This window comes from Pseudonocardia humida (assembly GCF_023898865.1).
GTDB classification, from domain to species: Bacteria; Actinomycetota; Actinomycetes; order Mycobacteriales; family Pseudonocardiaceae; genus Pseudonocardia; species Pseudonocardia humida.
Genome location: NZ_JAGSOV010000109.1, coordinates 1 through 11,716 on the forward strand (window position 1 = coordinate 1; position 11,716 = coordinate 11,716).

The following is an 11,716-nucleotide window of genomic DNA, read 5'->3' on the forward strand; positions in this document are numbered from 1 at the left end:
CGGCGAGGGCGGCGGCGGAGGCGGCGGCGTGCAGGGCGGCGCGGCCGGCGCGGGCGGCCAGGGCGGCGGCGGAGGCGGCGGCGGGGGCGGCGCGGGCTCCTCGAGCGCCGCGGCCACCCTCACCGGCGTGACGATCACCGGCGGCAACCCGAAGGCCCCGATCACCGGCGACGGCATCGCCGTCCTGACCTGGCACTGACGGCGCGGCCGGAGCAGGGACCGCCGACACGGCACGCGAACGGCGACAGGGTCGAGCTGCGTGGCTGCTCGACCCGGCTCGTCCAGGACGATCAGTGCCCGTCGGCCTGGCCGTAGTGCCGTGAACCGTCGGTGGGGTCCACCCAGACCCGCATGACCCGTCCGCTGCTCGGATCGCGGAACACCTCGCCGGTGGCGACCCAGTGCGGCTCGATCCGGACGGCCTCCCCGTGCCGGGTCCGCTTGCGCCGCGCGGCCGGACGAGACGGCGACGCGTCCAGCGGGGGCAACCCGTCGAGGGCGGCGCGGGCAGCGGCGCGCGTCGCGGCCCCGTACACCCGCGCCACCCGCACCTCGAACTCCGCGAGATCGAGCCGCCCGTCGGCCACGTGCCGGCGCAGCGCACCGGCCAACCGCTCCCGCTCCTCGTCGGTGGGCGCGGCGGCGTCCGCGTCAGCCATCGGACTCGACCACCACCGCGGTGCCGTAGGCGATGATCTCGGTCAGGCCGCTGCCGACCTCGGAGGAGTCGAACCGCATCCCCACGATCGCGTTGGCCCCGAGCAGCCGCGCGTTGTCCAGCATCCGGTCGATCGCGTGCCGGCGGCTGTCCTCCAGGAGCTCGGTGTACTGCGGCACCTCGCCCCGGAACATCGACCGCCAGCCACCGGTGAACCCCTTGACCACGCCGATGCTGCGGACGACGAGCCCGAAGCAGGCTCCCTTGCTCTCCACCACCCGGGTGCCCGGGACCTCGAAGGTCGTGCTGATGGGCAACGACGGATGGACGGCACCGGAGGTGGGCGACATGGGCGCCAGCGTAGATCCGATCTACGACGAGGTTCGCGGGTCCCCCGCCGGATCGCCGCTGCGTCCACGAGGTGCCGCCGGTCGGGTGGGAGGGGGCGCACCCGACCGGCGGCGGGCGGGCGTCGGCTGCGCCGGCAAGGGCAGCGACGCCTGACGAGGAGCCGGATCGCGGTGTCCGGGTCGTCTCGCTGGCAGCGTGCGCCGGGGAACTCGCGAGGACAATCGGGGCCAGCACCCATTGCCGACCCGCACCCGCCCTACCCGCCCCCGAGGAACGCGAGCGAGATCGCCGGGACGTAGGTCACCAGGAACAGCGCGGCGAGCAGCACCAGCGCGGTGGGTACCGCCGCCCTGGCCACCTGCAGGACGCTCATCCCCGACATACCGCTGGCCACGAACAGGTTCAGGCCCAGCGGAGGGGTCACCATGCCGATCTCGAGGTTCATCACCATCACGATGCCGAGGTGGATCGGGTCGACCCCGAGCTCGAGGGCTATCGGCAGCAGGATCGGGGCCAGGATGAGGATCGCGCTGGAGGTCTCCATGAAGCAGCCCGCCACCAGCAGCAGGATGTTGACCAGCAGCAGGAACGTCCACTTGTTCAGCTCGTAGCCCAGCAGCAGCTCGGTGATCTCGCCCGGGATGCGCTCGGAGGTGAGCACGAAGGAGAACAGGATCCCGTTCGCGATGATGAACATGATCATCGCCGACGTGCGCGCCGACGTGAGCAGGATTGCGCCGAGGGCGCGCAGGTCCAGCTCCCGGTAGACGAAGACCGACACGATCACCGCGTAGAACACGGCCATCGCCGCCGCTTCGGTGGGGGTGAAGATCCCGCCGTAGATGCCGCCGAGCACGAGCGCAGGCAGCGCGAGGCTCAGCAGCGCGTCCCGGACCGCCCGGATCCTCTCGGCCCTCGTCAGCGTGATGGCGTGCGCGCCGCTGCCGTACCCGCGCCTGCGGGACACGACGAGGACCAGGCCGAGCAGCATGAGTCCGGCGACGAGGCCGGGGAGCAGGCCCGCGATGAACAGGTCGCCGATCGACTCCTCGGTCGCGATCCCGTACACGATGAGCGGGATCGACGGGGGGATGAGGATGCCCAGCGAACCCGACGTCGTGATCAGGCCGGTGGAGAACCGCTTGCCGTAGCCACTGGCCACCATCGCCGGGATGATCAGGGTGCCGACGGCGACGACGGTGGCCGGGCTGGACCCGGAGATGGCGGCGAAGAACATGCACGACAGCACCCCGGTCATCGCCAGCCCGCCGCGGAACTGGCCGACCACCGCGTTGCACGCGGCGATCAGCCGCCGGCTGATCCCGCCGCGGCTCATGATGCTCGCGGCGAGCACGAAGAACGGGATCGCCATCAACGGGAACGTGTTCAGGGAGTTGAACAGCCGCTCCGGCACCTGGGTGAGCGGGATCAGGGTGAAGTAGAAGAAGTAGACGAACGACGTCAGACCCAGCGCCACCGCGATCGGAGTGGCGGAGAGCAGCAGGGCGAACAGGATGACGACCAGTGCGATCGAGGCCCCGGTCACCGGTCGCCGCCTTCCGGCTCGTCCGCTCGGGGGCCGGGTGGGTCGCCGGGCGCGCGCCGGGTCCGCTCGATGTCGCGCGCCTCGACGCCGGCGACGTCCGCCTCGACCTCCAGCAGGGAGCGGCCCGCTTCGGGGAACGCCTCGATCCCGCGCGCGGTCCGGACGAGGATCTCCAGCGCGCGCAGGAGCATCAGCGTGAAGCCGATGGGGACGGCCGCCTCCACCACCCACAGCGGCAGCTTGAGCGAAGGTGTGGTGGTGGAGGTCGAGAACGGCTCGAACAGCAGCAGCCAGGCGAAGACCCCGACGGCCGCGAGGTAGACGACGGTGATGGCGGCGGCGAGCACGCCCACCGCGCGCTTGCCGCGCTCGCGCAGGAAGGCTCGGAAGATGTCGACGTTGACGTGCTCACCGTGGCGCAGGGTGATGACCGCGCCGAGGAACGTCGAGTAGATGACCAGGTAGATGATCGCTTCCTCGGACCAGAAGAGGAAGATCCCGAAGAAGTAGCGCAGCAGGACCGCGCCCACCGCGATGATCGTGGCCAGGCCGAGGGCCGAGGCCGCCAGAACGTTCTCCACCCGGGTCAGCACCCGGTCGAAGCGCTGCACGCGGACCTCCATGCCGGCGACGGGGACGACCGGTGGGCCGTCCCCGTCCGTGGTGGGCACTACCTGGCGTTCTGCTCGGCGAGCAGGGCGTCGATCAGGTCCGGTCCGAGTACGTCCGCGTACTGCTGCCAGACCGACGGCACCACGCGGTCCTTGAACGCCTGGCGCTCCTCGGGGCTGAGCTCGAGGATCGTCGTGGTGCCCGCCTCCTCGATGGTGGTGCGGGCCTGCTCGTTGAGCGTGGCCGCGACCTCGCGGTTGTAGGCGCTCGCCTCGTCGGCGGACTCCTGCACGACGGCCTGCAGGTCGGCGGGCAGGCTCTCGAAGAACTGGTTGTTGATCACCAGCACGTACCCGATGTAGCCGTGGTCCGACGCGGTGATGTGGCTCTGCACCGTGTGCATGTTCTGCGACTCGATGTTGGAGTACGGGTTCTCCTGGCCGTCGACCACGCCCTGCTGCAGGGCGTTGTAGACCTCGGCGAACGCGAGCGGGGTCGCGCTCGCCCCCCAGCTCTCGAACTGGCTGCGCAGCACGTCCGAGGGCTGGATGCGGAAGCTCAGACCGGCCAGGGACTCGGGGGTGCGCATCTCGGTGTTGGACGAGAGCTGCTTGAGGCCGTTGTCCCACAGGCCCATGACCTTGATGTTGTTGGCCGCGAGCGCCTCGCTCTCGTAGATCGCCTTGCCCGCCGCGGAGTCGGGCGAGACGACCTCGGGGATGTCCTCGACGCTGTCGAACAGGAACGGCAGGTCGAGCACCTGCAGCGCGGGCGCGATGGTGGTGAACTTGGCACTGGCCGGGGCCAGGACCTGGACGCTGTTCGACTGCAGGGCCTGCAGCTCGTCCTTGTCGCCGTAGAGCTCGGAGTTCGGGTAGATCTCGACGGTGATGCGGCCGCCGGAGCGTTCCTCGACGACCTGCTTGAACCTCTCCGCGGCCTGGCCCTTCGGCGTCGCCGGGGTCACCACGTGCGAGAACTTGATGGAGAAGGTCTGGCCGTCCGCCGCATCGCCGCCCGCGCCCGCTCCACGCGCGCCGCAGCCGGCCAGGGCCACCGCCCCGGCGAGCACCAGCACCGCGAGCATCGCCCGACGCCCTTGTCGTCCCATCGCCATCGCCATCCCCAACCCCGCAGTGATCGATGCGTCGGTGCATCGAATTGACGCGGATACTCGTGGAGCGCGTCGCGCTTGGGAAGCGTCTGCCCCCGACCGTCGGATCCCAGATCATCAATGCGATCGAGCGACGGAACACCCACTAGATCATTCGGCGGCGCCAGCGCCGCCGGACGAGCTCGACGATGCGCGGGGTCGCCGACTGCCCGGAAGGTGCCCGCCACCCCGTACCCGGGCCCGCCCCTGCTCGCGCTGATCCGCACCCCGCTCGTGCTGCCGTGCCTGCTGCTACTCGCCACCGAGCGGCGAAGTGGACGATGATGCGCACCGCCGGATCATGATGTCCGGGCACCACGACGAAGGGGGAGCGATGAGCGAGGTCAGTACCGATCCGACCACGCAGGCACGGCCCGGCGCGCGGATCAAACCGGTCGTCTTCTACGGTTCCGCCGCGGTCACCCTCGCCGTCGCGATCTGGGCGATCGCCACGCCGACCGCCGCCTCCGACGCGATCGGGGCGGTGGTGGGCTGGACGTCGGAGTGGTTCGGCTGGTTCTACATCCTGCTGTCCACGGTCATCCTCGTCTTCGTGGTCCTGGTGGGCGCCTCGCGCCTGGGTCGGACCCGGCTCGGGCCCGAGCACTCCCGACCGGAGTTCAGCACGTTCGCGTGGGCCTCGATGCTGTTCGCCGCCGGCATCGGCACCGACCTGATGTTCTTCGCGGTCGTCGAGCCGGTCACCCAGTACCTCACCCCGCCGCGCGGCGAGGGCGGCACCCTGCAGGCCGCCGAGGAGGCCACCGTCTGGACGCTGTTCCACTACGGGATCAGCGGCTGGGGCATGTACGCGCTGATGGGCATGGCGCTGGCGTACTTCGCCTACCGGCGGAACCTGCCCCTGGCCATCCGGTCGGCGCTGTACCCGATCTTCGGCAAGCGCATCCACGGTGGGCTCGGCAACGCCGTCGACCTCGCCGCCGTGCTCGGCACGATCTTCGGCGTCGCCGCGTCGCTCGGCATCGGCGTGGTCCTGCTGAACTACGGGCTCGACTTCCTCTTCGGGATCCCCGAGGGCACCGCCGCCCAGATCGGGCTGGTGGCCGTCGCGGTCATCATCGCCACCGTGTCCGCGGTGAGCGGCGTCGACCGCGGGATCAAGCTGCTGTCCCAGCTCAACGTGCTGCTCGCGATCGGGCTGGCGCTCTACCTCCTGGTCGCAGGCGACACCGTGTTCCTGCTCAACGGGCTCGTGCAGAACGTCGGCGACTTCGTCAGCTCCTTCCCGGGCCTGACGCTGGAGACGTTCGCCTACGACCGGCCCGTCGAGTGGCTCAACGCCTGGACGCTGTTCTTCTGGGCGTGGTGGATCGCCTGGGCGTCGTTCGTCGGGCTGTTCCTGGCCCGCATCTCCCGCGGACGCACCATCCGCGAGTTCGTGGTCGGCACGCTGATCATCCCGTTCACCTACATCGTGATGTGGATCTCGATCTTCGGCAACAGCGCCATCGACGTGATCCGCGACGGCAACGCCGAGTTCGGGCAGAACACGGTGGACAACCCCGCGCAGGGCTTCTACCAGCTGCTCGCGCAGTACCCGGCGGTCACGTTCGTCGCCGCGGTCGCCACGTTCACCGGCCTGCTGTTCTACGTGACCTCGGCCGACTCGGCCGCGCTGGTGATGGCCAACCTGACCTCGCACCTGCCGACCCCGCAGTCGGACGGGGCCCCCTGGGTGCGCATCTTCTGGGCGGTGGCCACCGGCCTGCTCACCATCGGGATGCTGGCGGTCGGCGGGGTGCCCGCGCTGCAGAACGCCACCATCATCATGGGCCTGCCGTTCGCGTTCGTGCTGGTGCTGGTCATGTACGGGCTGTTCAAGGCGCTGCGGCTGGAGACCCTGCACGCGGAGAGCCAGCGCTACGGGCTGCGCTCGTCGATCTCGGGCCGCAGCGCGGTCGGCGACCACCGCCCCGCCTCCGCGGGCTGGCGGCTGCGGCTGGACCGGGCGATGTCGTTCCCCGGCCCCGACCGCGCCGCGGAGTTCCTCGACGAGGTGGCGCTGCCCGCGGTGGAGGAGGTGGCCGCGCACCTGCAGGAGCGCGGGGTGCAGGCGCGGGCCGCGAAGGACCAGGACGAGACCGGCGCGACGGTCGTCGAGCTGACCGCCGACCTGGGCGAGGAGCACCCGTTCCTGTACCGGATCCGGCCGCGGGAGGTCCCGATCCCCGTGTACAGCCCGGCGTTCCCCAAGGGCGGCGACACCTACTGCCGGCTCGAGGTGCACCTGCGCGAGGGCGGCCAGGACTACGACGTCATGGGCTACAGCTACGGGCAGCTGACCGACGACATCCTCGACCAGTACGAACGGCACCTGGAGTTCGTCCGGATCCAGCAGGTCGGCGGCTGAGCCCGCCCGGGCTCACCGGGACGCGCCTGACGGGGCGACGACGAGCGCTCCGTCAGGCGGCCGGCAGCACCCCACCACCCACCACCCACCGGGCCCGGGACCGCGGCGCCCGGCACCGAGCGACGCGGCACACGTCCCGCGACCTCGTTCCCGCACTGTCCAGCGGGCGGCGGCTCCGGCGCGGGACAATCGCGGGATCCGGTACGGACGGAGGGACGCATGCAACGGGACGTGCGCGTCTCGGACGCGGAACGACAGGCCGTCGTCCGACGCCTCGAACGCGGCCTGCGGGACGGGCGGCTCACGATCGTCGAGTTCGACGAGCGCGTGCAGGCCGCCTACGCGGCGCTCACCCGCGGCCAGCTCGAGGAGCAGACCACCGACCTACCGCCCGACCTCTGGTGAGCCGGCGACAGCGCCCGCCCTGTCGCCGTCGGTCCGCTCCGGGCCCACCGGCGTGGCGTCCACGGGGGCCGGCGGCTCCCCCGGCTCGGGCGCGGGTACGGAGGGGGCAGGCACGGAGGGCACGGGTGCGGGGGGCGCGGGCACGGACGTCGCGCCGCCCGTGCCGCCGGTCGCCTGCTCGAAGAAGCGCATCACCTCCATCGGCAACGGCACCACCAAGGTGCTGTTGTGTTCGGAGGCCACCTCGCTCACGGTCTGCAGCAGCCGCAGCTGCATCGCACCCGACGGGGCGCCCATCACCCTCGCCGCGTCGGCGAGGCGGGTCGACGCCTGGAACTCCCCGTCGGCGGCGATCACCCGGGCTCGACGGTCCCGCTCGGCCTCGGCCTGGTGCGCCATCGCGCGGCGCATGCCCTCGGGGAGGGCGATGTCCTTGACCTCGACCCGGTCGACGCTGACGCCCCAGTCGTCCGTCGGCGTGTCGATCACCGCCCGCAGCTCGGCGTTGACCTGCTCCCGGTCGGACAGCAAGGTGTCCAGGTCCGCCCGGCCGACGACCGAACGCAGCGACGTCCGGGCGACCTGCGAGATGGCGCCGAGGTAGTTCTCGACATTCACCACCGCCTTGACCGGGTCGACGACGCGGAAGTACACCACCGCGTCGACGCTGAGCGTCACGTTGTCCTTGGTGATGACCCCTTGCGGTGGCACATCCAGCACGATCGTCTGGATGGGGACCTTCACCATCCGGTCGGCGACCGGGACCATGATCCGCAGCCCCGGCTGCCGGACCTCGGGCAGCATCCGCCCGAACCGCAGCACCACCCCCCGCTGGTACTGCTGCACCATCCTCAAGCTGCTGGCCACCAGCAGCACGACAACCGCCACGAGCGCGATCAGGATCGTCGTCAGCACGGATCTCACATCCTTCGATTCGACGTGGAGCACTCGGTCCGACCGGCTGTGCCCGGTCGCGCGGAGCAGAGGTCGGCGAGACCACCACGTGCGTGGTGGTGCCCAGGGCGGGAAGCGCCCGCCAGGACACCGGCAGGATCGTCTCCGGTACCGGCGACGACGTACCGCTTCGAGGAAGAACGAACGGCGGGATGGTGGGGGGCGGGGACGGACGACGCGGTCATCGCGGAACCCTTCGCGCAGCGGCCAACTGGTGCCGACCAGTCTTCCCGGCGCGCCCTGCCCCCCACCTTAGCGCTTCGGACCCCCGAGCACCCGGTCGTCGCGCCGTCGGACGGCCCACGACGGTCCGCGTCCGTGTGCGGTCGGTAGCACGACGGCGATCGACGCCCCGAGAAGGGTGAAGGCAGCCGCAGCGGCTCCGTGGCGGACGGCCGTTCCGGTGCCCTCCCGATAGGCGTACAGTCCGCCCCAGGAGCGCCGGGAAGCCTGGTCGGCACGTCGAACCGTGCTGACCACCGGAGGCCCCCGTGCCCGTGCCCTCGCTCCACCACGACGTCCCCGCCCTGCGCACCGAGAACCTGACCAAGCGCTACGGGCGGCTGCTGGCACTCGACGGGCTCGACCTGTCGGTGGCGGCGGGGCAGGTGTTCGGGTTCCTCGGCCCGAACGGCGCCGGCAAGTCCACCACCATCCGGCTGCTGCTCGGGCTGGCCCGCCCCACGGCCGGGCGGGCCGTGGTCTTCGACGTCCCGGCGCAGGACGTCGCCGCCGCGCACGCCCACCTCGCCTACGTACCCGCCGACGTCGCGCTGTGGCCCGGGCTCACCGGCGCCGAGATCCTGGCGCTGCTCGCCGCGGTCGGCCCGGGCACCGACCTGGCTTACCGCGATGAGCTGGTGGAACGGTTCGCGCTGGACCCGTCGCTACCGGGACGGGCCTACTCCAGCGGCAACCGGCAGAAGGTCGCCCTGGTCGCCGCGTTCGCCACCCGCGCCCCGCTGCTGGTCCTCGACGAGCCGACCAGCGGGCTCGACCCGCTGATGGAGCAGCAGTTCCGGGCCGTGGTGCGCGCGGCCCGCGACCGCGGGCAGACCGTGTTCCTCAGCTCGCACCAGCTCGCCGAGGTCGAGGCCGTCTGCGACCGGGTGGCGATCCTGCGGGCGGGGCGGCTGGTCGAGGTCGCCGACGTCGCCGAGCTGCGGGCGCTGCACCGCACCGAGGTCACCGCGATCGTCCGCGGTCCCGTGCCCGACCTCCGCTCCGTCGCGGCCGTCGAGGGCCTGCAGGTCGACGTCCCCGCAGGCGGTGCCGCCGGCACCTCCCGGTTGCGGTTCACCCTCACCGGCGCGCCCGCCGCGGCGCTGCGCGCCCTCGCCCCGACGGACGTCGTGTCGCTGCGGCTGCGTGAGCCCGGCCTGGAGGAGGTCTTCCTGGGCTACTACGACTCCGCGCGGGACGGCGGCGACCAGGACGCACGGGTCGCGCCGTGATCGCGCCGACCGCCCCGCTGGTCGCCGCGCCCGCGGCGACGACGGGGCCCCGGCGGGCGGTCACCCGCCTCGCGGTCCGCCAGGTCCGACGCGGAGCCACGATCGTGACCGTCGTCGCCGGCGCGATGTCCGCCGTGGTCGTCGCGACCTACGAGGGGGTCATCGCGGGCGCACCCGGCGGAGCGGCGTCGCTGACCGCGCTCGCCGCGAACCCGGCCATCCGCACCCTGTTCGGGGCCCCGGTCGCCCTGGACGACGCCGGCGGCTTCACGGTCTGGCGGCTCGGGACCGTCCTCACGGTCCTCGTCGGGACCTGGGCGGCGCTCACCGCGGTGCGGGTCCTGCGCGGCGAGGAGGACACCGGCCGCTGGGACCTGCTGCTCGCCGGCCGGGTCCCGGCCACCGCCGCGGTGTCCCGGCACCTGGCCGTGCTCGTCACGGCCGTGCTGGTCGTCGGGGCGGCGGTCACCGCCGCGCTGCTGGCGGCCGGCACCGACCCGACCGGCGCGGTCGTCCATGGGGGGTCGATCGCGCTGGTCGGGGCGTTCTTCGTCGGAGTCGGTGGCCTCACCGCGCAGCTGTGGCCCAGCCGCGGCCCGGCGGCCGGCGCGGCGGTGGCGGTGCTCGTGGCGGGCCTGCTGGCCCGCATGGTCGCCGACGGCGTCGAGACGCTGGGCTGGCTGGGGTGGCTCTCACCGTTCGGGCTCGTCGCCATGGCCCGGCCCTACGACACCGACCGGGTGCTGCCGCTGGCCGTGCTGGCCGCGGCCGCCCTCGTCGTCCTCGTCGTCGCCGTCGGGACGGCCGGGCGCCGCGACGTGCGCGGGGGCGTCCGCCCCACGCGCGTGCGGCGCTCCCGCACCGCTCTGCTCCGGTCGCTACCGGGGTCCGCGGTTCGCGCGACGCTGCGCCCGCTGGCCGGCTGGGCGGTCGGGATCGGCGCGTTCTTCCTGCTGATCGGCCTGATCGCGGAGTCGATGACGCGGTTCCTGCTGGACAACCCGCAGTTCGCGGACCTGGCTCGGCAGGCGGGCTTCGAGCTCGACGCCGTCCAGGGCTACGCCGCGACCCTGTTCGCGTTGCTCGCCGTCCCGCTCGGCGGCTTCACCGCGACCCGGATCGCCGCCCTCGCCCACGCCGAGACCACGCGCCGGCTCGACCTGCTGCTCGGCGCGCCGATCACCCGCCTGCGGCTGCTCGCCGTCGAGGCCGGCACCGCCGCGGGGGGCGCGCTGGCGCTCACCGCCACCGCCGGCGTCGCCGTCTGGGCCGGCACCTCCCTCACCGGGGCCCCGCTCGGTCTCGGCGCCGCATCGGCCGGCGCGGCCAACACCCTGCCGATCACCGCGCTCGGCCTCGCCTTCGCGCTGCTCGCGCTGGGATGGGCCCCGCGTGCGGTCGTCGCCGTCGGCATGGTCCCCGCGGCAGGCGGGTTCCTGCTCACCGTCCTGGCCGACAGCGTCGACGCACCGGCGTGGGTCGCGGCCCTGTCCCCCTTCACCCACCTGGCCCCGGTGCCCGCCGCTCCGCCGGACGTGCCCGCCGCGGTGGCGATGTCCGTCGTGGCGGTCGGTGTCGCGGTCCTCGCAGCGCTCGGGTACCAGCGGCGCGACATCCGCGGCGATTGAGCGATCTCCTCGACCACCCGTCCCCGCCGACGGGCTCGGGCCGGGCCGACCGGGCCGATCTTCAGGTGATCGTCAGCTGCCGGCGGCCCGGACAGCCAGCGCGTCCCGCGGACCGTGGGTACAACTGCGGCGTGAGCGATCCGACGGAGGGCTCCCGGCTCCCGGTCGTGGCCACGCCCGACCCGGCTGCCGACCCGCACGGTGCCCACGACCGGCCGGAACCGGCGACCCCACGGCCCTCGGCGGACGTGGCCGCGCAGGCCGCGGCCGACGTCGCCCGGCTGCTGGCCGGTGCGATCGGCCTGCGCCGGGCGGTCGAGCTGGCCGAGCAGAGCCGCCGTGACCTGACGAGCTCCTGACGAACCGCGCGGCGGACCGCGCGCGCCTGGCCCGCGGCCCGCTCGATGCACTACAACGGGGTCGCGGTGGCCGACGTGTCGAAGGACAACCGGTCGCCGGGTCGCGCAGGGCCGTGACGGCTGGGAGCCCGTCCGCCCTGCTGATGAGCGCACCCGGGCGACACGTGGCGTGGCGAACCCGTCGGCCACCGCTCCCTCGCCCCCCGGCTCGGCCACGGATCACGC

Annotated in this window: 12 protein-coding genes; 6 read left to right on the forward strand and 6 right to left on the reverse strand. The window is 72.9% G+C overall.

The genetic code is table 11. The features are described from left to right. The coding region (locus KDL28_RS39610; protein ID WP_252446630.1) for a hypothetical protein at positions 1–199 on the forward strand (199 nt) is incomplete at its 5' end. A gap of 91 nt (positions 200–290) precedes the next feature. On the opposite strand, the gene KDL28_RS39615 is transcribed toward KDL28_RS39610, so the two are convergent. The 5 genes from KDL28_RS39615 to KDL28_RS39635 form a co-directional block, all read right to left on the reverse strand. Beyond that, positions 291–659: a DUF1707 SHOCT-like domain-containing protein gene (locus tag KDL28_RS39615; protein ID WP_252446631.1), complete on the reverse strand. Its 369-nt coding sequence runs from the start codon at positions 657–659 to the stop codon at positions 291–293. Beyond that, the gene (locus tag KDL28_RS39620) at positions 652–1,008 is read right to left on the reverse strand and encodes a YbjQ family protein (protein WP_252446632.1); all 357 of its coding nucleotides are present in this window, start codon (positions 1,006–1,008) and stop codon (positions 652–654) included. The genes KDL28_RS39615 and KDL28_RS39620 overlap by 8 nt, the downstream gene beginning before the upstream one ends. A gap of 257 nt (positions 1,009–1,265) precedes the next feature. Next, positions 1,266–2,555, reverse strand: a complete 1,290-nt coding sequence (locus KDL28_RS39625; RefSeq protein WP_252446633.1) for a TRAP transporter large permease — start codon at positions 2,553–2,555, stop codon at positions 1,266–1,268. Continuing rightward, positions 2,552–3,226, reverse strand: a complete 675-nt coding sequence (locus KDL28_RS39630) for a TRAP transporter small permease (protein ID WP_252446634.1) — start codon at positions 3,224–3,226, stop codon at positions 2,552–2,554. Before KDL28_RS39630 ends, KDL28_RS39625 begins: the two co-directional genes overlap by 4 nt. Then, a complete protein-coding gene (locus KDL28_RS39635; protein WP_252446635.1) occupies positions 3,226–4,254 on the reverse strand; it encodes a DctP family TRAP transporter solute-binding subunit in 1,029 nt (342 codons plus the stop codon). The genes KDL28_RS39630 and KDL28_RS39635 overlap by 1 nt, the downstream gene beginning before the upstream one ends. 400 nt (positions 4,255–4,654) lie before the next feature. On the opposite strand from KDL28_RS39635, the gene betT reads away from it, so the two are divergent. Together betT and KDL28_RS39645 are read left to right on the forward strand one after the other, a co-directional pair. Beyond that, positions 4,655–6,691 carry a choline BCCT transporter BetT gene (gene betT / locus KDL28_RS39640; RefSeq protein ID WP_252446636.1) on the forward strand — a complete coding sequence of 679 codons (2,037 nt, stop codon included), beginning with the start codon at positions 4,655–4,657 and terminating at the stop codon, positions 6,689–6,691. Between the two features lie 219 nt (positions 6,692–6,910). Next, complete coding sequence (locus KDL28_RS39645; protein WP_252446637.1) at positions 6,911–7,096, forward strand: DUF1707 SHOCT-like domain-containing protein; 186 nt, start codon at positions 6,911–6,913, stop codon at positions 7,094–7,096. Here KDL28_RS39645 and KDL28_RS39650 read toward each other — a convergent pair. Beyond that, complete coding sequence (locus tag KDL28_RS39650) at positions 7,076–8,011, reverse strand: slipin family protein (protein ID WP_252446638.1); 936 nt, start codon at positions 8,009–8,011, stop codon at positions 7,076–7,078. The genes KDL28_RS39645 and KDL28_RS39650 overlap by 21 nt on opposite strands. Before the next feature lie 530 nt (positions 8,012–8,541). Between KDL28_RS39650 and KDL28_RS39655 the strand changes: the two genes are divergently transcribed. The 3 genes from KDL28_RS39655 to KDL28_RS39665 all read left to right on the forward strand — a co-directional run bounded on the left by KDL28_RS39655 (position 8,542) and on the right by KDL28_RS39665 (position 11,491). Further along, positions 8,542–9,504: an ABC transporter ATP-binding protein gene (locus KDL28_RS39655; protein ID WP_252446639.1), complete on the forward strand. Its 963-nt coding sequence runs from the start codon at positions 8,542–8,544 to the stop codon at positions 9,502–9,504. Next, a complete protein-coding gene (locus tag KDL28_RS39660) occupies positions 9,501–11,132 on the forward strand; it encodes an efflux permease Rv1217c-related protein (protein ID WP_252446640.1) in 1,632 nt (543 codons plus the stop codon). The genes KDL28_RS39655 and KDL28_RS39660 overlap by 4 nt, the downstream gene beginning before the upstream one ends. A gap of 131 nt (positions 11,133–11,263) precedes the next feature. Continuing rightward, positions 11,264–11,491, forward strand: coding sequence for a hypothetical protein (locus KDL28_RS39665; protein ID WP_252446641.1), 228 nt, complete (start codon positions 11,264–11,266; stop codon positions 11,489–11,491). Positions 11,492–11,716: the final 225 nt, after the last annotated feature.

What these genes read in the sequence shown, in the direction of transcription:
- KDL28_RS39615 (WP_252446631.1), bottom strand. Translation starts at nt 659, where the DNA reads ATGGCTGACGCGGACGCCGCCGCGCCCACCGACGAGGAGCGGGAGCGG.
- KDL28_RS39620 (WP_252446632.1), bottom strand. Translation starts at nt 1,008, where the DNA reads ATGTCGCCCACCTCCGGTGCCGTCCATCCGTCGTTGCCCATCAGCACG.
- KDL28_RS39635 (WP_252446635.1), bottom strand. Translation starts at nt 4,254, where the DNA reads ATGCTCGCGGTGCTGGTGCTCGCCGGGGCGGTGGCCCTGGCCGGCTGC.
- betT (WP_252446636.1), top strand. Translation starts at nt 4,655, where the DNA reads ATGAGCGAGGTCAGTACCGATCCGACCACGCAGGCACGGCCCGGCGCG.
- KDL28_RS39645 (WP_252446637.1), top strand. Translation starts at nt 6,911, where the DNA reads ATGCAACGGGACGTGCGCGTCTCGGACGCGGAACGACAGGCCGTCGTC.